Origin of the sequence: Metamycoplasma faucium (assembly GCF_045160055.1) — a bacterium.
Lineage (GTDB): Bacteria > Bacillota_I > Bacilli_A > Mycoplasmatales > Metamycoplasmataceae > Metamycoplasma > Metamycoplasma faucium.
This window is the reverse complement of record NZ_CP088155.1, coordinates 446293-469390: the sequence shown is the minus strand read 5'-3', so window position 1 is coordinate 469390 and position 23098 is coordinate 446293. Positions and strand designations below refer to the sequence as shown.

At 26.3% G+C, this 23098-nt stretch carries 35 protein-coding genes and 1 pseudogene; 2 read left to right on the top strand and 34 right to left on the bottom strand.

The window, feature by feature from the left end; genetic code table 4:
* Position 1: 1 nt before the first annotated feature.
* From rpsM to LQ356_RS02025, 33 genes and pseudogenes are all read right to left on the bottom strand, one after another.
* Positions 2-370, bottom strand: coding sequence for a 30S ribosomal protein S13 (gene rpsM, locus LQ356_RS02185; RefSeq protein ID WP_405311197.1), 369 nt, complete (start codon positions 368-370; stop codon positions 2-4).
* Positions 371-373: 3 nt separating this feature from the next.
* Entirely contained in the window at positions 374-487 is a 114-nt protein-coding gene (gene rpmJ / locus LQ356_RS02180; RefSeq protein ID WP_024543956.1) for a 50S ribosomal protein L36, read from the bottom strand.
* A gap of 11 nt (positions 488-498) precedes the next feature.
* A complete protein-coding gene (gene infA / locus LQ356_RS02175; RefSeq protein ID WP_405311195.1) occupies positions 499-714 on the bottom strand; it encodes a translation initiation factor IF-1 in 216 nt (71 codons plus the stop codon).
* Complete coding sequence (map, locus tag LQ356_RS02170; RefSeq protein ID WP_405311194.1) at positions 714-1466, bottom strand: type I methionyl aminopeptidase; 753 nt, start codon at positions 1464-1466, stop codon at positions 714-716. Before map ends, infA begins: the two co-directional genes overlap by 1 nt.
* 1 nt (position 1467) lies before the next feature.
* Positions 1468-2148, bottom strand: a complete 681-nt coding sequence (locus tag LQ356_RS02165) for an adenylate kinase (RefSeq protein WP_405311193.1) — start codon at positions 2146-2148, stop codon at positions 1468-1470.
* Positions 2142-3638: a preprotein translocase subunit SecY gene (gene secY / locus LQ356_RS02160; RefSeq protein ID WP_405311191.1), complete on the bottom strand. Its 1497-nt coding sequence runs from the start codon at positions 3636-3638 to the stop codon at positions 2142-2144. Before secY ends, LQ356_RS02165 begins: the two co-directional genes overlap by 7 nt.
* Before the next feature lie 2 nt (positions 3639-3640).
* Positions 3641-4075, bottom strand: a complete 435-nt coding sequence (gene rplO, locus LQ356_RS02155; protein ID WP_405311190.1) for a 50S ribosomal protein L15 — start codon at positions 4073-4075, stop codon at positions 3641-3643.
* Between the two features lie 21 nt (positions 4076-4096).
* Entirely contained in the window at positions 4097-4789 is a 693-nt protein-coding gene (gene rpsE, locus LQ356_RS02150) for a 30S ribosomal protein S5 (protein ID WP_405311188.1), read from the bottom strand.
* Entirely contained in the window at positions 4789-5142 is a 354-nt protein-coding gene (gene rplR, locus LQ356_RS02145) for a 50S ribosomal protein L18 (protein ID WP_405311187.1), read from the bottom strand. Before rplR ends, rpsE begins: the two co-directional genes overlap by 1 nt.
* Before the next feature lie 17 nt (positions 5143-5159).
* Complete coding sequence (gene rplF / locus LQ356_RS02140; protein WP_405311185.1) at positions 5160-5699, bottom strand: 50S ribosomal protein L6; 540 nt, start codon at positions 5697-5699, stop codon at positions 5160-5162.
* A 5-nt stretch (positions 5700-5704) separates the two neighbouring features.
* Positions 5705-6121, bottom strand: a complete 417-nt coding sequence (gene rpsH / locus LQ356_RS02135; protein ID WP_405311183.1) for a 30S ribosomal protein S8 — start codon at positions 6119-6121, stop codon at positions 5705-5707.
* Positions 6122-6123: 2 nt separating this feature from the next.
* On the bottom strand, positions 6124-6309 hold the full coding sequence (locus LQ356_RS02130) for a type Z 30S ribosomal protein S14 (protein WP_405311180.1): 186 nt from the start codon (positions 6307-6309) through the stop codon (positions 6124-6126).
* 8 nt (positions 6310-6317) lie between these two features.
* Positions 6318-6872 (bottom strand): 50S ribosomal protein L5, encoded by a 555-nt coding sequence (gene rplE, locus LQ356_RS02125; RefSeq protein WP_405311178.1) that lies wholly within the window; start codon positions 6870-6872, stop codon positions 6318-6320.
* Entirely contained in the window at positions 6872-7210 is a 339-nt protein-coding gene (gene rplX / locus LQ356_RS02120; protein WP_405311176.1) for a 50S ribosomal protein L24, read from the bottom strand. Before rplX ends, rplE begins: the two co-directional genes overlap by 1 nt.
* Before the next feature lie 5 nt (positions 7211-7215).
* A complete protein-coding gene (rplN, locus tag LQ356_RS02115) occupies positions 7216-7584 on the bottom strand; it encodes a 50S ribosomal protein L14 (protein WP_405311174.1) in 369 nt (122 codons plus the stop codon).
* A complete protein-coding gene (rpsQ, locus tag LQ356_RS02110; protein WP_405312172.1) occupies positions 7577-7825 on the bottom strand; it encodes a 30S ribosomal protein S17 in 249 nt (82 codons plus the stop codon). Before rpsQ ends, rplN begins: the two co-directional genes overlap by 8 nt.
* A 281-nt stretch (positions 7826-8106) precedes the next feature.
* Positions 8107-8595, bottom strand: coding sequence for a 50S ribosomal protein L29 (gene rpmC, locus LQ356_RS02105; protein ID WP_405311172.1), 489 nt, complete (start codon positions 8593-8595; stop codon positions 8107-8109).
* 2 nt (positions 8596-8597) lie between these two features.
* Entirely contained in the window at positions 8598-9038 is a 441-nt protein-coding gene (gene rplP / locus LQ356_RS02100; RefSeq protein WP_405311170.1) for a 50S ribosomal protein L16, read from the bottom strand.
* Positions 9016-9759 carry a 30S ribosomal protein S3 gene (gene rpsC, locus LQ356_RS02095; RefSeq protein ID WP_405311168.1) on the bottom strand — a complete coding sequence of 248 codons (744 nt, stop codon included), beginning with the start codon at positions 9757-9759 and terminating at the stop codon, positions 9016-9018. Before rpsC ends, rplP begins: the two co-directional genes overlap by 23 nt.
* 257 nt (positions 9760-10016) lie before the next feature.
* A pseudogene (rplV, locus tag LQ356_RS02090) lies at positions 10017-10385 on the bottom strand (50S ribosomal protein L22); the annotation flags it as partial.
* A gap of 1 nt (position 10386) precedes the next feature.
* On the bottom strand, positions 10387-10662 hold the full coding sequence (gene rpsS / locus LQ356_RS02085; protein WP_405311167.1) for a 30S ribosomal protein S19: 276 nt from the start codon (positions 10660-10662) through the stop codon (positions 10387-10389).
* Positions 10662-11507, bottom strand: coding sequence for a 50S ribosomal protein L2 (rplB, locus tag LQ356_RS02080; RefSeq protein ID WP_405311165.1), 846 nt, complete (start codon positions 11505-11507; stop codon positions 10662-10664). Before rplB ends, rpsS begins: the two co-directional genes overlap by 1 nt.
* Before the next feature lie 33 nt (positions 11508-11540).
* Entirely contained in the window at positions 11541-12185 is a 645-nt protein-coding gene (rplW, locus tag LQ356_RS02075) for a 50S ribosomal protein L23 (RefSeq protein WP_405311163.1), read from the bottom strand.
* Positions 12185-12961 (bottom strand): 50S ribosomal protein L4, encoded by a 777-nt coding sequence (rplD, locus tag LQ356_RS02070; protein ID WP_405311162.1) that lies wholly within the window; start codon positions 12959-12961, stop codon positions 12185-12187. The genes rplW and rplD overlap by 1 nt, the downstream gene beginning before the upstream one ends.
* A complete protein-coding gene (rplC, locus tag LQ356_RS02065; RefSeq protein ID WP_405311160.1) occupies positions 12961-13773 on the bottom strand; it encodes a 50S ribosomal protein L3 in 813 nt (270 codons plus the stop codon). The genes rplD and rplC overlap by 1 nt, the downstream gene beginning before the upstream one ends.
* 72 nt (positions 13774-13845) lie before the next feature.
* Positions 13846-14157, bottom strand: a complete 312-nt coding sequence (gene rpsJ, locus LQ356_RS02060; protein ID WP_405311159.1) for a 30S ribosomal protein S10 — start codon at positions 14155-14157, stop codon at positions 13846-13848.
* Positions 14158-14574: 417 nt separating this feature from the next.
* A complete protein-coding gene (locus LQ356_RS02055) occupies positions 14575-15213 on the bottom strand; it encodes a hypothetical protein (protein ID WP_405311157.1) in 639 nt (212 codons plus the stop codon).
* A 27-nt stretch (positions 15214-15240) separates the two neighbouring features.
* Positions 15241-15945 (bottom strand): M48 family metallopeptidase, encoded by a 705-nt coding sequence (locus tag LQ356_RS02050; RefSeq protein WP_405311155.1) that lies wholly within the window; start codon positions 15943-15945, stop codon positions 15241-15243.
* Complete coding sequence (locus LQ356_RS02045; protein WP_405311153.1) at positions 15935-16636, bottom strand: DNA alkylation repair protein; 702 nt, start codon at positions 16634-16636, stop codon at positions 15935-15937. Before LQ356_RS02045 ends, LQ356_RS02050 begins: the two co-directional genes overlap by 11 nt.
* A 110-nt stretch (positions 16637-16746) precedes the next feature.
* Positions 16747-16935 (bottom strand): hypothetical protein, encoded by a 189-nt coding sequence (locus LQ356_RS02040; protein WP_405311151.1) that lies wholly within the window; start codon positions 16933-16935, stop codon positions 16747-16749.
* Positions 16936-17265: 330 nt separating this feature from the next.
* Positions 17266-18720, bottom strand: coding sequence for a DnaJ domain-containing protein (locus LQ356_RS02035; RefSeq protein ID WP_405311149.1), 1455 nt, complete (start codon positions 18718-18720; stop codon positions 17266-17268).
* Positions 18721-18722: 2 nt separating this feature from the next.
* On the bottom strand, positions 18723-19850 hold the full coding sequence (locus LQ356_RS02030; RefSeq protein ID WP_405311147.1) for a hypothetical protein: 1128 nt from the start codon (positions 19848-19850) through the stop codon (positions 18723-18725).
* Complete coding sequence (locus LQ356_RS02025) at positions 19780-19977, bottom strand: hypothetical protein (RefSeq protein ID WP_405311145.1); 198 nt, start codon at positions 19975-19977, stop codon at positions 19780-19782. Before LQ356_RS02025 ends, LQ356_RS02030 begins: the two co-directional genes overlap by 71 nt.
* 97 nt (positions 19978-20074) lie before the next feature.
* Here LQ356_RS02025 and rpsT point away from each other — a divergent pair, with 97 nt between their 5' ends.
* Complete coding sequence (gene rpsT, locus LQ356_RS02020; RefSeq protein WP_405311143.1) at positions 20075-20335, top strand: 30S ribosomal protein S20; 261 nt, start codon at positions 20075-20077, stop codon at positions 20333-20335.
* A 275-nt stretch (positions 20336-20610) separates the two neighbouring features.
* The gene (locus LQ356_RS02015; protein WP_405311141.1) at positions 20611-21054 is read left to right on the top strand and encodes a hypothetical protein; all 444 of its coding nucleotides are present in this window, start codon (positions 20611-20613) and stop codon (positions 21052-21054) included.
* A gap of 233 nt (positions 21055-21287) precedes the next feature.
* On the opposite strand, the gene dnaK is transcribed toward LQ356_RS02015, so the two are convergent.
* Entirely contained in the window at positions 21288-23084 is a 1797-nt protein-coding gene (gene dnaK / locus LQ356_RS02010; protein WP_405311139.1) for a molecular chaperone DnaK, read from the bottom strand.
* Between the last annotated feature and the right edge of the window lie 14 nt (positions 23085-23098).

Sequence of the window (23098 nt, the reverse complement as noted above, 5' to 3'; positions counted from 1 at the left end):
ATTATTTACCTTTCTTTCCTGCTATTGTTTTTCTAGGACCTTTTCTTGTTCTTGCATTTTTTTGTGTACATTGACCACGTACAGGTAATCCCTTACGATGTCTTAAGCCACGATATGATTTAATTTCCATTAATCTTTTAATGTTAAGATTAATTTCTCTTCTTAAATCACCTTCTGTGATATATTTTTTAGCTTCATCACGAATACGAGTTAATTCTTCTTCAGTTAAATCTTTAACTCTTTTGTTTTCATCAATTTTTGCATCTTTACATATTTTTGATGCTAATGAATTCCCAATACCATAAATATATGTTAAAGAAATAACAACTCTTTTGTTATTAGGAATTTCAATGTTTAAAACTCTAGCCATATTTTATCCTTGTCTTTGTTTATGTTTTGGATTAATACATATTATTCTATTTATGCCATGTCTTTTAATTAATTTACAATCTTTGCAAATACGCTTGATTGAAGCTCTAACTTTCATATTCTCCCCTTTTATTTATGTCTAAAAACAATTCTTCCCTTAGTCATATCATAAGGACTAAGTTCGACATCTACTACATCGCCAGGAATCATTTTAATATTGTGAAGTGTCATTTTCCCTGATGTGAAAGCTTTAATGATAATATTATTTTCCAATAATACTTCATAATCTTTAGTAGAAAAAACTTTTGTTATTTTTCCAAACATTTTAATTGCGTCTTTTGCCATTAAATATTATCTCCTGATAAAATGTATGCTTTATCATTATCAATTAAAACAGTTTGTTCATAATGAGCGGTGTTTAATTTATGAGGATCAACTACAGTTCATCCATCTGGTAAAACAATTACATCTTTTGATTTTTGTAAAATCATAGGTTCAATGCAAATGACCATTTTATTACGAATTAATGGTCCTGAATTTGGATATCCATCATTATATACATATGGGTCTTCATGTAATGACTTACCAATTCCATGTCCTGTATATTCATCAGGTGTAAAGAAACCTTGTGACTTAATATACTTTCCTATTGCATAGGAAATATCGCCAATTCTTTTACCAACCTTTATTGCATTAAAACCTGCATAAAAAGCGTCTTTAGCTACTTGAATTAATTTCTTATCTTGCTCGGTTATATTACCAACTCCTTTAGTAAAAGCAGAATCAGAATAATAACCATCATAGATTACACCAGTATCTATTTTTACAATATCACCATCTTTTACAATATATGAAGATGGGATACCATGAATTAATTCATGGTTTACAGAAATACAACAAGTATTAGGAAAACCGTATTGACCTAAAAATGCTGGTTTTCCGCCTCTTTTTTTTATTTCTTTAAAAGCGACGCTATCGATTTCTTTTAAAGAAACACCTGGTCTTATAAAGTCAAAAACAATTGTTTTTACTTCTGCCAAGATTTGACAAGCTTTTTTAATTTTTTCAATCTCAGAATCAGTTTTTAATATTATCATATTAAATACCTAATTCTTTAGAAGTATCTTTAACAATTTCATCAATTGGACGATAACTATTAAGTTTAATTAAAATATTTGCTTTTTCATAATAATTTATGAGCATTGAAGTTTGTTGTTCATAAATTTTGATTCGATTCTTAATGATTTCCGGATTGTCATCAGCTCGTTTAATAACTTCAACATTTTGACAAGATTCATTGTTACAATGAATATAATCTTTAGGAGGATTATATTGCATATGATAAATTGTTTTGCAATTTGGACAAATGCGTCTTTTTTCAAGCCGTGAAATTATTTGTTCGGGTGTTATTTCTAATAAAATTACTTGATCAATATTAATATTTTTTGCTTCAAGCGATTTAAGAAAGCCTGCTTGATCAAGTGTTCGTGGATATCCATCCAAAATAAATGGTTTATTTTGTTTTTGAAGTTCTAATAATGTTTTTTCAACTAATTCATTAGTGATATCATCACTTACATAAGCACCCGAGTCTAAAATTGATTTAATTTTAAGACCTAAAGGTGATTTGTTTCTAATTTCTGAACGAAACATATCGCCTGTTGAAAGTTGATAGTAACCATAAAGTGATGCTAGTTTTGAAGCAAGCGAGCCTTTCCCAGCACCCGGAGGACCTAATAAAATTAAATTAGGAAGTTTAAAACTATTATTTTTTATCATATTAAATCCTCTTCATCTTCACCATAAACTTCTTTAAGTTCTTGAATTTGATGTCTTTTTCTTGTTAATTCTTGTGATTTATAACGTGCTTTAATTTGTTCTATTGTTTCATATGCGGTTGAAACTAAAATCATAATTGTAGTTCCACCAAATGCAATTTGTGCAGGCATACCAAACATTTGTTGAACATATTGCATTGCACCTAAAATAATTAAATATATTGAAGAAAAGAATGAAAGTCTTATAACAACATCTAATAAATAATCTTCAGTTTGTTCACCGGGTCTAATACCAGGAATAAAAGTTGATGATTTAGCAAAATCTTCACTTATTTTATCAATTTTAGATTGTTGTATTCCTAATAAAATAGTAAGACCAAATGTTATTAAAATAAATAAGAAAAATCCTAATGGTTTTGTTAATTGAAAATTAGCATAAACTCAATAATAATATTTAGATGCAGTGTCAACTAAGTTTGCAATCATTGTAGGTACTGATAGTATCATTAATGAGAAAATAACACTCATAATACCAGCAGGATTTGCTTTAATTGGCAAAAAGCTTAATTCTTTTTCATTTTTAGAAAGTCCAGCACCAACTTGTTGAATTGGTATTCTTCTTTCTGCAATTGTAAAGATTATTACAATTAAAATTGTAATAAGATATCCAAGCAAATAAACAAAGAAGTTTATTAGTTCTTTTAAAACAATTGAATTTTTAGTTGATGATGGAACAAAAAATTCAAATGCTTTTTTAAAAGTTGGAATTAAATTTGTAGCTATACCAACAAAAATTAGCAAACTAGTTCCATTTCCAACACCTTTATTTGTTATTTGTTCTGATAAAAATAAAGCAAAGAAAGAACCACCAATTAATATTAAAGGTAAAATGAAATATCCATATAATTCATTTCCCTTAGCACCAAAAACTTTATTTATTGATTTATCAAAAGTAATTCCAAATCCTGTTTTTGGATTAACTAAAGCTTTGGTTATTAAAAACGCTTGTATAACAGCAAAAATAATTGTTAAAAAGTAAGTAATAAAATTTATTTTGATTCTACCTTGTGGACCCGATTGCGACAATCTATGAATTGCCGGAAAGGCTTTTGTCTGTAAAATCATCATTACTAAACTTGCAGATATAAATGGACTTATACCTAAGGCTAAGATTGAGAAATTCTTAAGTCCACCACCACCTACTAAGTTTAAAATTGAGACAAAATCTCCATCAGAAGAAATTTTATCTTTATTAACAAGGTTAATACCAGGAATTGTAATAGTTCCTGCGGCTACAAATATAGTAAGAATGAAAAAAGTAAATAGAATTTTTTTGAATAGTTGATGATTTGCTCATCAATCATTTCAAGAATTACGCTTTTCATTGATGAATTTATTAATTGATAATTTTCGATCAATTTTTTCAAGTTCTAATTCTTCTTTTACTTCAACTATTTCATTAGTTTTATTCTTACGTTTTTTAAAAGCCATTATTATTTAACCTCGATTTTTCCTCCGGCTTTTTCAATTGCTTTTCTAGCTGATTCTGAAATAGCAGGAATTTGAACAGTTAGTTTTTTAGTTAAAGTACCTTTACCTAAAATTTTAACAGGTAATGTATTTTTAATTAAATTATGTTTTAATAATGATTCTAATGAAACAATTTCATTAGCTTTATATTTTTCTTCAAGTGAATATAAATTAACGATTTGATATTCAATGTGGTTAACATTAGAAAATCCACGTTTAGGTAAACGTCTAAACAATGGGTTTTGTCCACCTTCAAAGCCTAGACGAACTGTACTTCTTTTAGTTTGACCACTTTGGCCACGGCCAGCTTGTTTTCCTTTTCCGGCTGCATGCCCTCTACCAACACGATGTTTTTCTTTTCTAGAACCGAAAGTTGGTTTTAATGTATGTAATTCCATAATCTTCAATCCTTTCTTTTATTACTTTTTAAGTAAATGTTTAACATCAATGTCACGTAATTTAGCGATTTCTTCAACGGTTTGTAATTCTTTTAATGCATTAATAGTTGCACGAACAATATTTTGTTTTGTTCTTGAACCATATGTTTTTGTTGAAATATCACTATATCCTGCTAGTTCAACAACAGCACGTACTGTTCCTGAAGCAATTATTCCTGCTCCTTTAGGTGCTGGACGTAATTGAACTTTCGAAGCTAAGAATTTATATTTAACTTCATGTGGAATTGATCCTTTAACAATTGGAACATTAATAATATTCTTTTGTGCATCTTTAACTGCTTTTTTAATTGCATCTTGTACTTCATTTGCTTTTCCATGACCAAAGCCAACTTTTCCTTTTTTATTACCAACAACTACATAAGCAGCAAACGAGAATCTTCTTCCACCTTTTACAACAGTTGTAACTCTTGCTACATCAATAACTTTTTCTTCATAAGGATTTTGTTCTTGTTCAAAATGTTGATTTGATGATTTAGGCAAACGAGTTTTGTTCATTTGTTTTTGATCGTCTTTAGAAGCAACTTTTGGATTTGATACAGAAGCTACTTTTTTAACTATTATAGTTTTAGTAGGAGTTGCTTTTTTAGCACTATTTTCTGAAGGTAGAATAGTTTTTTCTGCTTTTTCTAAAGTTTCTTTAATATTATCAGCCATTAGAATTTTATCCCTTCTTCTCTTAGAGTATCACAAAATGCTTGTAATTTTCCATGATAAATATATCCAGATCTATCAAAAACAATTTGTTTAATTTTTAATTGTTTTAATGCTTCAGCAAAACCTTTAGCAACAAGTTTTACAGCATTTATATTATTTGCTTTTTTAGAAGCATCTAAATTTTTAGTTGAATATGCAGCTAATGTAATATGTTTTTCATCGTTAATTGCTTGTGCATAAAAATTATGTAATGATTTATAAACACAAACACGAGGGATTTTTGCTGAACCTTTTGATAACTTGTTAGTTATTTTTAAATGTTTTGCTTTACGTTTTTCATTTCTTGAAATCATAATTTATACCTTAATAACTACTTAGCAGCAGTTTTCCCTTCTTTACGACGAATAATTTCATCTTTATACATAATTCCTTTGCCAGAATATGGACTTGGACGACGTACATCTCTTAATTTAGCAGCAAATTCACCAACAACTTGTTTATCTATTCCTGAAATAATGATATTTGTTGGTTTTGGAAGTTCAACTTTTAGGCTAGATGGAATTGATAATGTAACAGGATGAGAATATCCGGCAATTATTTCAATTTCACTTCCTTTTAAAGTAGCTTTATAACCAACCCCTTTAATTTCAATTTCTTTTTTATATCCGTTTGAAACACCGATTAGCATATTATTAATGATTGCATTAGTGGTTCCGTGTAATTGTTTTGTAGTTTTTTCTTCATTTGAACGATTTGTTTTAATTTCACCATTTTCATAAGTAACTTTAATAAGTGGTGAATATGAATATTCTAATGTTCCTAATTTTCCTTTAATAACAATGTGATTGTTATTAATATTAATTTCAATACCATCAGCAACTTTTAAAACTCTTTTACCAATTCTTGACATACTTTTTATCAAACGAAAGCAACTACTTCGCCGCCTACATTTGCCTTTCTTGCTTCTTTATCAGTCAATAAACCTTTTGAAGTTGAAATTATTGCTGTTCCATATCCTGATAAAACTCTTGGTAAGTTTTCACTAGATGAATACACTTTAAGTCCAGGTTTTGAAACACGTTTGATGCCAGAAATTGCTGATTGATTTTGATTAATACCTTTATATTTAAGAGTAATTTTAATTTCCTTGAAATTATTATTTTTAGGGTTATTGAATTGTTCTATTTCAGAAATATAACCTTCTCTTTTAAATATTTCAAGAATTTTTATTTTCTTTTGTGAATAAGGAACATTCACTTCGTGATATTTACGCGCAATTGCATTTTTAATACGTACAAACATATCAGCAATTGGATCTATTATAATAGCCATAATTATCAACTCGCTTTCTTCATACCAGGAATTTTGCCTTCATGTGCTAATTCTCTAAAACAAATTCTACAAATTTTATATTTACGTAAAACTGCATGTACTCTTCCACAAATTTCACATCTTGTGTACTTTCTAACTTTAAATTTAGGAGTACGTTTTGCTTTTGCAATTAATGATTTTCTTGCCATACTAACCTCTATTTCGCAAATGGAAGACCTAATAATTTAAGCAATGATAAAGCTTCTTTATCACTTTTTGCCGAAGTTACTAAAATAACATCCATTCCTTTCAATTTACGGATTTTATCGAAACTAATTTCAGGAAAAATAATTTCTTCTTTGATGCCTAAGGCATAATTGCCACGTCCATCAAAACTTTTTGTGCTAACACCATTAAAGTCACGCACACGAGGTAAAGCAACTTCGATTAATTTAGTTAAGAATGATCACATTCTTTCTCTTCTTAAAGTTACTTTTCCTCCCATTGGCATACCTTCACGTAATTTTCATGAAGCCAATGATTTTTTAGCCACTGTTTTATATGGCTTTTGACCTGTAATTAAAGCTAATTCAGTCATAACTTCTTCAATAGCTTTTGAATTAGAAACTTCATTTCCTGCAGTCATATTAATGATTATTTTTTGAAGTCTTGGAACTTGCATAATTGATTTATAGTTAAATTCTTTAACTAATGCAGATCTAATATCTTTTAAATATTTTTTTTCTAAAGCTGTTTTTGTTATTTTAGCCATTATTTATCACCTATAATCCGATTAGTTTTTCTTAAGAATCTTTCTTTAATTCCAGACTTATTAGTTTTTCAACCAATTTTTGAATGCATTGCCCCTTTGCCGGAAGCATCACCTTTTTTAACCATATAAGCTACTTTAGAAATATGAATTGGAAATTCTTTCTTTTCAATTTTTCCTTCTTGATTTTCTTGAGTAGGTTTATGATGTTTAACTTTGATGTTAATACCTTTAACAGTTACTAATTCTTTTTTATAATTAGTTGCTAAAACGGCACCAACTTTACCTTTTTGTTCACCAGATAAAATTATAACCATATCATTTTTTTTGATTTTTGACATCGACATTATAATACCTCCGGAGCAAGTGAAATTATTTTTAAATAACCTTTTTCACGTAATTCACGAGCAATAGGACCAAACACACGAGTTCCTCTTAATGATCCATCTTCTTTAATAAGAACAACAGCATTATCATCAAAAGAAATATGCGAACCATCAGCTCTTGAAAGACCACGTTTTGTTCTAACAATAACTGCTTTTACAACTTGGCCTTCTTTAACAAATCCGTTAGGAATTGCTTTTTTGATCGCTACAACAACTATATCACCTATATTTGTGCTCTTAACGATAGATCCACCTAGGTTTTTAATTATCATAACTTCTTTTGCACCTGAATTGTCAGCTACATTACATCTACTAAATTCTCTAAGCATTGTCTTGGCCTCCAATTGCATGTGATTTAATTTCAACTAATCTAAAGTGTTTAGTTTTTGATAATGGACGAGTTTCTTGAATTTTAACAACGTCGCCAATTTTAGCAATATTTGCTTCATCATGAACTGCAAACTTTTTAGATTTTTTGAAACGTTTCAAATATAATGGGTGTTTTGTATATGTTTCAACTAATACTGTAATAGTTTTATTATTTTTAATACTAATAACAGTTCCAACTAATGTTTTACGCCCATTAGGTCTTTTAACTTTAACATCATTTTCTTTTTGAGAAGTTTTCTTAACAACTTTTTTAGGTTTAATAGTTTTACTTTTTAAATTTTCTTTATTAGGTTCTACTTTAACTTTTACAACTTTTTCAATTTTATTTTTTTCTTCTTTAACTATAGTTTTTTTAGAAGTAGCTTCTTTTTTAGGCTTTACTTCTGTATTTTTAGTGCTAGAAGTAGCTTTAGTTGATGTAGTTTTTTTGGTTATAGTAGCCTTTTTTAATTCTTCAGCCATTATTTAACTTCCTTTTTAGTTGTTTTTGTCGATGTTTTAGCAGATGATTTTTTTTCAGTTGGTTTAGTTGTTGATTTATTTTCTTTAGAAGTAGCTTCTTTTTTAGGTTTTACTTCAACTTTTTTAGTTACTTCTTTTGGTTTAACTTCTTCAGGTTTTTTAGAAGTTTTTGTTTCTTTAACTTCTTTTGTTTCTTTCACATCTAAAGTTTTAGATGTTTTTGAAGTTTTGGTAGGTTTTTCTTCAGGTTTTATGTTTGTATTTTTATTTTTTTCAGAAGAAATTACAGTATTGATAGTACTAATTTGTTTTTGATTTAATGCAGTTAATGCTCTAGCAATATCTTTTTTGATTTCATCAATACGATGAGTTTTATCTAATTGTCTAGTAGCATTTTTAAAACGCAATGAAAATAGTTCAGCTCGATAATCAGAAATTAATTTCTTTAATTCTTCAACATTCTTTTTAACTAAATCAGCATATTTCATAATTATTTACCTTCTTCAGTTGAAGCAATATTTTCTTCACGTTTTAAAATTTTTCAAGTAACAGGCAGTTTGTGGCCACCAAGTCTTAAAGCTTCTTTCATTACATCTTCAGTATTGCCTAATACTTCAAACATAACTGTTCCTTCTTTAACAACTGCAAATCATTCTTCCGGAGAACCTTTACCTGATCCCATACGAACTCCAATAGGTTTTGAAGTTTTTGACATATGAGGGAAAATTTTAATAATAACTTTACCTTCACGACCCATATGACGAGTTATTGCAATACGAGCAGCTTCAATTTGTCTTGCACTAATTCATGCAGATGAAGTAGATTTTAGACCATATTCACCAAATGAAACAGTATTATTTCTTGAAGCTTTTGTTTTATCATGACGGATACGAAACATTTTTCTATGTTTAGTTCTTTTTGGTTGAAGCATGTTTTTCACCGCCTTTTCTATTCATTTTTCTTAATGGTTTTTCTTCTTTTTCTGAATCAAGTTCACTAACTTCAGATTTACCATTCAATATTTCACCAAGTGAAACTCAAACTTTAACGCCTAAGATTCCATAGGTAGTTTTTGCAATAGCAACAGCATAATCTACATCTTGTCTTAAAGTATGAAGTTTCATTTCACCTTCGGTATAGCCTTCAGTTCTAGCCATATCAACTCCGTTAAGACGACCAGCAACAGAAGTTTTAATTCCTTTTGCTCCAGCTTTTAGAGCTGATCTAATAGCATATTTTTGTGCTAAACGGAAACTTCCACGATTTTCAAGCTTAATAGCAATACCTTCTGCTAATAATCTTGCATTTAGATCAGGACGTTTAAGTTCAACAACATTAATAGTTATGTCGGCTTTTTTGTTGCGAATAAATTTTTTAAGAGTTAATGTTAAAGCTTTAACATTTTCTCCACCATTTCCTAAAACAGCAGCAGGCTTTGCAGTAACTAAAGTAACAATAATGTGATTTGCTTGATCTCTATTTATTGAAATACGTCCAATTAAATATTCACGTACTTTTTTATCAAAGAAATCATAGATTTTTTGATCTTCTAACAATAAAGAAGAAAATTTGTCTTTATCAGCATATCAAGTTGTGTTATGCTTTTTGCTAATACCATAACGAAATCCATTTGGATTAACTTTTTGACCCATTATTTATCTCCTTTACTTTTTGATGTTTCTTGTTTTACTTTAGGTGTTTCTGTTGCCTTTTTAGCTACAGGTTTTTTAGAAGTTTGAGAAGCTGCTTTTTTGGGTTCTCCCATTTTTTTAGGTTCTGTCTTTTTAGATTCAACCATTTTTTTAGTAACTTCTTTTTTTGGTTCTACAGATTTTACTTCTGTTTTTGGTGATTTAGATTCAGATTTAGAAACTTTAGTTTTATTTTCTTCTTCTGCCGTTTTAACGGTTCTTTCGTTAATTTCTTTATTAGAAGGAAGTTCAGCAACTTCAATATAAAAATTAGAAGTTCTTTTTAAAATTGGAAATGCTCTACCTTGTGAGTGAGGTTGGAATCTTTTAAGAGTAGGGCCATCATTAACTAAAAGTTTTGAAATATATAATTTTGTTGCATCTAATCCAGCATTGTTTGTTGCATTAGCAATGACTGAATTTAAAAGTTTTAGTAATATTTGAGAAGTTTTTTTGTATGTTGATCTTAAGATTAGTAATGCTTCGGTTGTACTTTTGTAACGAATTAAGTCTGCTACTAAACGTGCTTTTCTTGGACTAACTCTTTGAATATCAACTTTAGCAGATACTTTTTTAAATAATTCCATATTATTTCTTTCCTTTATCTGCACCGTGTCCATTAAAGGTACGTGTAGGGGCAAATTCACCTAATTTATGTCCAACCATATCATTTGAAACAAAAACATCAATAAAAGCTTTCCCATTATGAACTTGGAATGTAAGCCCAACAAATTCTGGATATATTGTTGAACGTCTTGATCAAGTTTTAATCGGTTTTTTAGGTGCTTTATTTTCAATAATAGCGATTACTTTTTTCATTAAATGATCATCAACAAATGGAGGTTTTTTTAATGAACGAGACATTATTTAGTTTCCTTTCTTCTTCTAATAATAAATTGATTAGATGCTTTTTTAGTTTTTCTAGTTTTAACACCAAGAGCTTTTTTACCTCAAGGAGTCATTGGACTTTTACGTCCAATAGGTTGATGTCCTTCACCACCACCATGTGGGTGATCATTTGGGTTCATAGCACTACCTCTAACAGTAGGTCTAATTCCTCTTAAACGATTAATTCCAGCTTTACCTATGTTAACTAATGAATGTTCTTCATTTCCAACTTCACCAATAGTTGCACGGCAAAGTCCTAAAACTTTTCTAACTTCTCCAGATTTTAGTCTTAAGATTATGTATCTTCCAGTTTCATCTTTACCTAAGATTTGAGCGGATGAACCTGCAGATCTTGCGATTATTCCACCTTGTTTTGGTTGAAGTTCAATATTATGTACATATGTACCTTCAGGGATATTTTTAAGTGGTAATGAATTACCAATTTGAATATCAACAGATTCACCTGAAATAACTTGTTGACCTAATTTAATACCTTTGGGGCTCAAAATGTATCTTTTTTCTCCGTCTTTATATACAACTAATGAAATATTAGCTGAACGGTTAGGATCATATTCAATAGTTTTAATTGTTCCTAAAATATCGTCCTTATTTCTCTTGAAATCAATGATACGGTAAAATCTTTTAAGTCTTCCGCCATGGTGACGGGTAGTTATTTTACCTTGATTATTTCTACCAGAATGGGTAGAAAGTTTTACTAATAAAGATTTTTCAGGTTGATGTCCTGATAAATTTTTATTATAGTCAAGAGAAGACATATTACGGCGCCCATTAGTATATGCTTTAAATTTTTTAATTGCCATAATTTCTCCTTTTTTTCTTAAATATATTAAGAATTATTTATCGGCTTTTTTAGTAGCTACTTTTTTAGTAGTTGTACTATTAGTAGATTTTTTTGTAGCAACGCTACTTTCTTTTTTAACTTCTGTTGTTTTTTTAGGAGTATTTTTATTAGGTTCAACTGATTTTTTTACAGAAGTTTTTGAAATATTATCTTTTTTAACGCTTGTTGATGTTGTTTTTGATTGAGTTAAAACTTTTTCAGATTTTTCTTTAGCAGGTTCAGATTTTGCTGCTTTTGCTTTTGCAATTTTTTCAGCAGCTCTTTTTTCTGCTTCAGACATTTCTTTTGGTTTAGCATCAACATTTGCTTTTGCTTTATTATTTTGTTCTTTTAATGCTTTTTCTTCTTCAGCAAATAGAATAATTTTTGATTTAGGATCTAGTTTAACATATGCTTTTTTAACAGCAGGTTTAAATCCTTTAGATCTACCTAAACTAGCAGGTTTTTTGTCATAGTTAACAATATTAACACTTAATACTTTAACATCAAAAATAAATTCAATTGCTTGTCTAACTTGAACTTTAGTTGCTTTTACATCAACCGCAAAAGTATACAAATTAGCATTTGATCTTAAAATTTCTGATTTTTCAGTAAGAATTGGATATTTTATAACATTGTTAAAATCGTTAAATTTCATTATTTCACCAATCCCTCTAGATATTTAATATCTTCTTTGCTTAATACTAATGCATCAGCTGCAATTAAATCTTCAACTGATAATGAAGTAATTTTTCCAATAGAAACATTTGGTAAATTTCTTGCAGATAAATATATATTTTGATCATTAGAAATTATTAAAACGTTATTCAACATCGCTAAACCTTTTTTGTTTAGTTCAATTAATAAATCTCTTGTTGAAGGCTTTGCTAATTTAAATTCATGAACTAATATTGCATTATCTTTAGCAAGTAATGTAAGTGCAGACAATAATGCATTTTTTCTTACTTTACGATTGACTTTTAAAGAATAATTTCTTGCAGTTGTTGGTCCGAATACTCTTCCTCCGCCAACAAATATTGGGCTTCTTAAAGAACCAGCTCTTGCATTACCTGAACCTTTTTGTCTTCAAGGTTTTTTACCAGTTCCACTAACTTCACCACGATTTTTAACTTTGTGAGTTGAAAATCTTTTTGAAGCTCTTTCAGATAAAATTACATCAAAAATTGCTTGTGAATATATTTTTGAAAGACCAAAAACTTTTTTTGGAAGTTCTTCTTTGAAAGATACTTTATCAGCAGGTTTTAAAGTTTGAACTTTAGTAACAATTTTTTTATCAGAAGTAGATGATTTTGAGTTAGAAGTTGTTTTTGAAGTAGCTTTAGCAGTTGTAGTTTTAATTTTATTAGTAGAAGTAGTCATTTTTTTAGGAGTTTCTTTTTTAACTTCTGTAGATTTTTTTAATTCTTCAGCCATTATTTATTTCCTTCACTATTTTTTGCTTCTTCTAATTTTTTAGCTTCTTCAATTTTTGCCTTCATTTCAGAAATTGACATTTTCATATTTAAATCGAGATTGTATTTTTTGCCTTGTTCAAATAATTCATTTTTCGCCAATGCTTCTTTTAAGTTTAAAAGTTCAGTAGGGTTTTTCTTTAATGAAGTTTTTCTTGCTTTTTTAACTACAACAAAAGCACCTTTAGCTCCAGGGATACTTCCTTTGATGATTAAAATGTTTTTTTCTTTATCTTCTTTGATTATTTCAAGATTTTGGATTGTTACTTGTTCATGCCCCATATGTCCAGGCATTGTCATTCCTGGTCATACACGGTTACCCATAATATCTCCAATAGAACCAGTTTGTCTAATTGGTTGCGATCCACCACCACCACCATGTGATTTTGGACCAATATGTTGGTTATATCTTTTAATTGTTCCAGCAAAACCTTTTCCTTTTGATATTGCTGTAACGTCTACTATTTCTCCTGCTTCAAATATTGAGGCATCAATAGTATCACCTAAGTTATATCCAGACATATTGCGGATTTCTTTAACGAAGCGCTTAGGTGTTGTATTTGCTTTTTTGAAATGGTTAATTTCAGGTTTTTTAATTTGTGACTTTTTCTTATCTTCATAAGCAAGTTGAACTGCAACATATCCATCACTTTCTGAAGTAAGAACTTTAGTAACAACATTTGGTTTAACTTCAACTATTGTAACAGGTATTAGATTACCATTTGAGGTAAATAATTGAGTCATTCCAACTTTTTTTCCTAAGATTCCTTTCATAATTTTCCTTTCATAATTTTTATGCAAAGTGCATATCTAAATTGTTCTTATTAAAAACAAAATTCCGTTAGGTTATTTTTCACTAACAGATTTAATGCTAATTTGAACTCCCGATGGAAGTTCTAATCTTTTCATTTTATCGGTTAAAGTTGTTGAAACTTTATCTAAAATAATTAAACGTTTATGAGTTCTACTTTCGAATTGTTCACGTGATTTTTTATTAACATGAACACTTCTTAAAATAGTCACTATTTCTTTACGTGTAGGTAAAGGAATAGGTCCACTAACGCTTGCCTTTTCGCCTTTAGCTAAAGCAACTATTTTTTTAGCAGCTTCATCAACTAAATAAGCATCAAAAGATTTAATTTTAATTTCTATTTTCATATGTTCTCCTTGTTCATAATATTGAACTAACTCCATATAAGTTATCGATAACCTAGATGAACAACTAAGCTTGGTGTATCGTAACCTTATATTTCAAAGTCATAGTTGCATTAGCAATTATACCAAAAAATAATTTTTTGTATATTTATATTAATATTTATATTATTTATTAATTTTAGAAATTATATTTCAATATATCTAGTGCTAATTTTTACATAAATTTTTATTTCTGAAAATAAAAGAATTTAAAAATATGAAAAAGCTATTTACAAAATTTATAAATATAAAAATTACTTAAAAATAAAATGCTTTAGAAATAGATGAATCAATAGTTGAATAAGTATATTTTTTTAATTAACTAAAAAACTCACAATATATTGTGGGCATTTTTTAGTCAAAGTCTTTAAAAATAATAAATTATCTATTAACGGTGATAGTTTTAATTTTTTGTGCTATTTTAATTTTTGTTTCTTCACTAAAAATTGGTGATAATTCATCTTTAATTTGTTTAAAAGCATTAGATATTTCAGATTTTTTATAAAATAAAATGTGTCCTGGAATGTTATAAATATCATTATTATTTTGTTCGTTTACGAATATAAATAAAACAAGTAAAGGTATATTTTTAGGTAAGATATTTAATAAGTTTTTAATTATTTGTTCTTCTTTTAAAATAGGATTTGGAAACATTTTTTGTTTTGCTGAATTATTTATTTCTTTATACCATTCACGCTCAATACAATTTCCATTAACTGGATTATCAAAATATAAAGGATGAGTTAAAATAATAGCTTCATCCGATATTAATAAAGGTCCATTTAAATAAATATATTTATTTTTATCATATTTTAAATTTGTTTTATCGATAAAAATAATGTTATTTGTTTTGCATGTTTCTTTTATTAATTGAATTAATTCAACATTATTTTCACTATCTTTATTTTGTTTGTGCTTCATTTTATTTTTAATTAAAAAATAAAAGACAATAATTAATATAATTATTGTAAACAAAAAAAATAAACCTAATCCAATTCCTAAATAATATTGTTTATCCATATTATCTCCATAACTAACTAATATATATTATTTTAAATTAAAATCAAATATGTGTTCATTTAATGCTTTAATTTTTTCTTTATAGTTTAAACAAAATAAATTAATTTTTTGTCAAAATTTTTTCGAATGATTTTGATGTAAAAAATGAACAAGTTCATGAATTACAACATATTCAATAATGTTTATATTGAATAATATTAAATATTTTGAAAACGTAATTAATGCTTTATTAACATAATTAGTTCCTCAAGCAGATTTTTTATTTAGAACTTTTAATTCATATTTTTTAAGTTTAGGATAAATTAAGGGAATATTTTTGATAATTAATTTATCTAAAATTAATAATAATTTTTCATTTAAAAAATTTCAAATAATTTTTGATGGTTTTACGCTTTTAGTTTTTCTTAATTGAATAATTTCATCATTAATGTTAAATAATATTAAATCATTATTCAATTCATAGAAGATCTTTTTACCTAAATAATAAAAATATTTTTCATTTTCATTTATTTCCATACTTGGTAAATCCTTTTTGGCTAAAAATGATTTAATTGATTTTTCCATAAATTCTTTTAAATATAAACTATCTAAAGAAGTTAATTTATTAATTTTTAAAATAAAAATATTATCTTTTTTTTCAAAATAAACATTACGATTATTAGTAAACAAAACTTTAATTGGATATATTTTTTCATTAAGTTTAAACATAACTATTTTTTCATTAGTTTTCATTATTTATCCTTAAGGATTTTAAATATTTTTTTGTATCATCTGTTAATCTTTTACTATCACAACATTTAGATATAATTTTATTTTGAATTCATTTATCAAATATTTTATTTTCTAAATATTTTATAGAGACTGAATATTGCTTTATTATTGCTTCAGAAAAAAATCAAGCAATAGCTATTTTTACATAATAATCATTATTTTTTATTGTTAAAAACAATGAAATTATTTTTTCATCAAAAATATTATTATTTAATAAAAATTTTAATGCAACAATAAGTGCATATCTAATTGAATATGTTTGATTTAATTTTATTCATTTATCAATTTCAAAGAAAAGTTTATTTTTATTTTTGTTAAATATTTTAGGAATTAATGAATCACAAACCATTCAATTATCAATATATGGTAAAAAATTATCAATATATTTTATTAATATTTGATAATCATCAAATAATGATAAAAGTTTAATATGTAATAAATTTTCTTCTAAATAATAATGAGGTAAACTATTTAAAAACAATAACATTTGTTGTTCATCATTTAAAATTAATGATTTGGCAAAATTATCTATATATTTAGCTTTAATTCCTAAAATTTTTCCTTTATCAATATTAGGAATTAACTTTTCAATAAATTGCTTATATTTAAGATCTGAAAACTCATAAAAATTCTTAAAAAATAAATTTTTCATACCAAAAATCATAGTAGTTTTTTTATTATTTATTATAAATATATATTAGTAATTTTTATGAATGCTAAAAAAATCACAACAATGAAAAATTAGAATTTTATTTATGTGTCTTAATTTCTAGGATGTTGTTGTAAATAATTTTCAATATCTTTAGTATGGAATGATTCTAATCTTGTAAGACGGTATTTAATATCAACAATGTCTTGTTTAATTTCTACAATATCTTCTTTGATGTTATTTATTTCTGTGATGATAAAATCTAATTTGTCGTTTATAGTTAATTTAGAAGTTTGTTTCATCTTTTTATTCCTTATATCTCATAATGTTAAAATACCATAATGATATTGATTTTCTTAACTTTGTATATTAAAATATTCTACATCATTATAGTTACTAGTGATATTATTAGCAATTTTTCTATCAATTTGTTCAAATACATTAATTTTCATTTGTTTCATATTATTTCCTTTAGTTTGATGATTTAATTAATCTAATTATTAAATAAACTTTTCTAAAGAAATAAAAAATGAAACTTTGCATTAATCAATATTTATATAAGTATAAATTTCTCTTAGTTTCAATATATTAAATTTTCAAGATGTTTTTTAATTTAAATATATACAAATCTTCTATAAAGCAAAGCGAAATACTAATATTACAATAATAGATACAATTATAGATATTATTGGAAAGACAATTCAGCCCGTTTTAGTACTAAGGTTTGATTTTCTACCATAAAAATTAACTCTTCTTTTAGTTAAAAGATTAAATGAATATAATTCTTTATCAATAGTCAAAATAACAACATTATTTGTTTTGGATACATTTATTCCATCAAAAGCAAAATTAACATATTGATATAGCATTTTTTCATTTTGAAGAATAATTTCTAGTTGTTTACAGTTTCATAATAATTTTCAATTCGCCCAAGAATCATATTCGGCTTTTATACTTTCTTCTAATGCAATTAATTTATGTTTAATCTCATAAAGATTAGTTATTTTTCTATCATAAAATTTGATATCAACACCTAACATAGAGTGTATATAGTTATGATATCAAGAAATATTTATAATATCTTTTTGATTTTTATAAGGAAAAAATTCATTAATTTTTTCATCGGGATTTTTAAGATATTCATTATATTTATCTAAATCACCATATTTTCATTCTTCTAAAGTTGCTATTGTTGTATCAATAGGCTTTACATATAAAGGAAAAATTTCTAAGTGGTATTGTTTTATTGCATATTGATAATTAGAATATATTTTCTTACAAATTTCATACAACTTATTTAGTCAGTCATAAAGTTTAGGATCATTTCGAAATAAATGCACATCTTTAATTTTTGCTAAGAAAATTTTAGGTATCAAATCATATGGTGGTGTAAAAATATTAAAATTAATATTTAAAAATTGAAGAAACGGAAATAAAAATCCTTCCTCATTTTCATAAGGTATATATACTTGGTCTAAATCAAGATATTTATAGAAATCTAAATAATATAGACCAAAAGTTTTATCTTTATTTGCAATTGAATCAACAATTTCATCAGGAACTAAATTAAAAATTGAAAATTGATTTAAATATAAATCATCATAGCTTCAATAATTTTCATTAAATTTTCTACTATCTCTACTTAATTCAAATTTTAAATACAACTTAAAATATTTGTCATAGTCATATTTTTCATAATTATTTTTAATATTAGTTCAATAGTTTTCTTCTGCAAAAGAAGAAACATATATAACATAATCCCCCTCATCTTGTTCATTGTCATATTCATTTTCATCATCATCTTCATATTCATCGTCATCTTCATAGTCATCGTCATTGTCATATTCTGATTCATAATCATCATAATTAAATTTTTCATTATTAAAATTAGAATATGTTGAATAATTATTATTTTTTAAGGCTTCATATGCATTTTTTATTTCTTTAAATTTTTCTTCAGCATTAGTGCTTTTATTTTTATCAGGGTGGTATAAATTTGATAATTTAAAATATGCTTTTCTAATTTCATCTAAACTAGCATTTTCTTCTACACCCAGAATATCACAATAATATTTTCTAGTATGCATAATTAAATTAAAAGAAAAATTGATGTTGTTATGATGCCTGCTATAACTAATATCAAGAAAAAAATGCCAATTACTAGCCAATTTCTTTTTTTTAGTTTTTTTGGATAATAGGGTTTCAATTCACTAATATATTGTTGAGGTAAATATGCTTCATCCAAAGATATTCTTTTATAAGAAAAAAGTTTGTATGCATATAGTGGATTATCTAAATTAATAATTATTGCATAATTAATACGACTTTGATGCCATTTCGGGCCTATTAACTGTGAAGTATATTTTTTAAATAAACTTGAATCAGAAATAATTTTTGATAACTGATTTATATTTCATAACAATATTTGTTTAGATCAACTTTCACTTTCATATTCAGTATTTTTTTTCAATAAAATTAACTTTTTCATTAACATTTTTTTAGATTTTACCTTTAAATATCCGTCTAAAAAATTAACGAATGAAACATTCAATAACGATAAAAAATAGTTGCAATTTCAAGATAAATTTTCATTACGTTTATATTCAAGAGGTATTTTCTCATTATTATTTTTACTCCTAATATAATCATTGAATGCATCTTCATCTTTATATTTTAATTCCTCAAGGAAAATCTTTTCCTCATCAGACGGATAAATATATAATGGCCAATTTTCTAAGTGATATTGCTTAAAGGCATATTCTTTCGTTGAATATATTTTTTTACATATTTTATATAGTTTTCATAATCATTCGTCTAGTTTTGGATCATTAATAAAATTATGAATATCCTTTATTTTATATTTAAACAATTTTGGGATTAATTTAAGTGGAGGTGTAAAAATATCAATTGGTAAATTTAAAAATTGAAAAAAAGGAAATAATAAACCTTCTTCGTTTTCATAAGGTATATATACTTGATCTAAATCAAGATATTTATAAAAATCTAAATAATATAAACCAAAAGTTTTATCTTTATTTACAATTGAATCAACAATTTCATCAGGAACTAAATTAAATATAGTGTCTATTTTAAAATATAGACTAGGATATCCTCAATAACCTTCATCTTTAGAATTTCACTTTTTGCTATTTTCATTTTGTTCATAATATATTTCATAGCCCCCCCAACTTCCTATTAAATCAATAATTTTCTTCATCAAAAGTTGATAAATAAACAAAGTATTGATCAATTTCTCTTGCTCTTTTTCTTCTATTAGCTTCAAGCTTCGAATATAAGAAGGCATTGGCAATTATTGGATTAACCATTGGTGGTTTGTAATACATTTTTTACTTCCTTGTCAATAAAATGTGATAAATTTAATTAAATTGTAAAAATTATATTAAAATATATAAATTATTATGCAGAAAGGCAATATATATTATGGCAAATATTAAATCAAAACAAAAAGCAATTATTGCAAATCAAAAAGCTAACAAACGTAATTCAGCTATTGAATCTTCTGTAAAAACTGCTATCAAAAAAGCTAGAAAAGCAGTTGATTCAAAAGACAAAAATGTTGCTGAATATGTAAAAAATGCTCATCATGAAATTGATAAAGCAGTATCTAAAGGTGTTTTGCATCAAAATAATGGTGCTAGAAAAGCAAGCTGTTTAGACGCTTATGTTGCAAAAAATAAATAATTAACACTACTTTTATGATAAATAAATTAACTCCTACTAAAGGAGTTTTTATTTATAAAGTGTAAATTCAGATAAAAATATCATATCTATTTTTTAAAAGATATCCCAATATTAATGCTAATTTTATATTCTATTTTGGTGAAGTTGGAAAATTTTGATAAATCTAGATATGAGTTTTCACAAAGTTTTACCAATTTTTAATTTTTCAATTTTTCTTATATTAGAATGTAAACATAATCACAAATTTAAATAAAGCAAAAGGAGACATCTATAAAATGAAAATAAAAAATATTGAAATTAATTCTTATGATGAAATTGATTTAAAAACATGATTATCATTAAATAAATCTTCTAATTCTTATAATGGTATAAAATTTTATTTAGTACATGATAAGGAAAATCCAAAAATTAAGAATGTAATTTATACATTTAATGAGGATGATAAAATTGTTAAGGAAAATAGAGGGAAGTCTATGAAACAAAGCGAATTTCAAGAAACAGTTTTAACAGCAATTGGCAAAATGAATATTGAATTTGAAGACTTTAAGGCACTTGTAATTGAGCAATTTGGAGAGCAAAAGAAGTTCAATGAACAACAACTTAAATTTAATGAGTTATTTTCAAAACGTTTAGATTCAATTGAATATAGACTTACAAGATTAGAATCATTTCATGAAAAAGATATAAAAAATTATGAATCAAAAGAGAAAAATAGATAATATCTTATAACTAAAGCTATACACAAAAAATTTATATAAAGATTTCCTACAAAAATAGTATTAGTTTAATGATTTTATTCCCTTTTTAAGATAAAAGCTAACTTTATACATAGTTATAAAAGCTTAGTATAAAATATTTATTTTTCTAATTTTGCAAAATAAAAACCCTCCCTTTTGATTTCATAAGGAAAGGTAAATATAGATTTTAAGTTGTTTAAAACTTGTTTTTGTTATTATTTTTTAGATTTATCATCTTTATCATTAGTTTCTTTTTCTGATGATTTATCAAAACCTTGTTTTTTTAGAAATTCCATTGCTTGGGCCATTTTTTTATCAAATTCATTTAATTTAGTTTCTAATTCATCAATTGATTTTTTAGATAATAATTCTTTAAATGAATTTAATTCTTTTTCTAATTCTTCTTTTTGTTTAGGATCAGCTTTTTTAATTTCTTCACCGTTAACAACTTTTTCTAATTGATTAATAGTTTGTTCTGCTCTAACTGTTACTTCAATTTCACGACGTTTCTTTTGATCAGCTTCACGATTTGCTTCAGCTTCTTTTACCATTTTTTCAACTTCTTCTTTTGAAAGATCTGAAGTGTTTTGAATTGTAATAGTTTGTTCTTTATTTGTTTTCTTATCTTTAGCAGTAACTTTAGTTATACCATTAACATCAATTGAAAAACTAACTTCAATTTGAGGAATACCACGTGGAGCGGGTTCAATACCTTCTAAATTAAATTGTCCTAATATTTTATTATCAGCAGCCATTTGACGTTCGCCTTGTGTAACGACAATAGTTACAGCAGTTTGATTATCCATTGCAGTTGAAAATATTTGGCTTCTTGTTACAGGAATTGTTGTATTTCTATCTATTAAAGGTGCAACAATATCACCTTCAACAACTATTCCTAATGTTAGAGGAGTTACATCTAATAATAAAACGTCTTGAATATCTCCAGCTAAAACTCCGCCTTGAATAGCTGCACCCGCACTAACAACTTCATCTGGGTTAATTGAATTATTTGGTTTTTTACCTAATAATTTTTCAACCAATTCTTGAACAGCCGGCATTCTTGTTGAACCACCAACTAATAAAACTTCACTTAGATCTTTTGCACTTAATTTAGCTTGTTCTAAAGCATCAAGAACAGGTTTTTTAATTCTTTGTACAAGATCTTCAGTCATTTTTTCGAATTCAGATCTTTTTAATTCTAATTCAACATTAATAGGACCGTTAGCACTCATTGCTAAAAAGGGAAGTGAAATGTTTGCAACTAAACTTTGTGATAAAGTTATTTTAGCACGTTCAGCTTCTTCTTTAAGTCTAGCCATTGCCATTTTGTCTTTAGACACATCATATGAATATAATTCATTGATTTTCTTAATCATTCAATTAACTATAGCATTGTCTCAATCGTCACCACCAAGTTTATTGTCTCCAGATGTTGATAAAACATCATATGTTCCTGACTCAACTTCAAGAATTGATACGTCAAATGTACCACCACCTAAATCAAATACAAGAATTTTGTTATTTTTATCTTTATCTTTATTTAAACCAAATGCTAATGCAGCAGCAGTAGGTTCATTAATTATTCTAACAACATCAAGACCTGCAATAATACCAGCATTTTTCGTTGCTTCACGTTGTGAATTATCAAAATATGCAGGAACGGTTATAACAGCTTTTTTAACTGATGATCCAATTTTCTTTTCTGCATAGTCTTTCATATATGAAAGAATCATTGCACTAATTTCTTCTGGTTTATAGTCTCTATTATTTGCATGTACTGTTTTTGATGTACCCATTAATCTTTTGATTGATGAAATACTATCCGGATTTGTTTCAAGTTGTCTTTTTGCAACTTCACCAACAATAGTTTCACCATTTTTAAAAGCTACTACAGAAGGAGTAGTTCTTTTACCGTTTGGATTTTCTAAAATTTTAGGAGCACCATTTTCAATAATTGATACAACTGAATTTGTAGTTCCTAAGTCTATTCCTAAAATAATTTCTTTAGCCATAATTGACTCCTTTT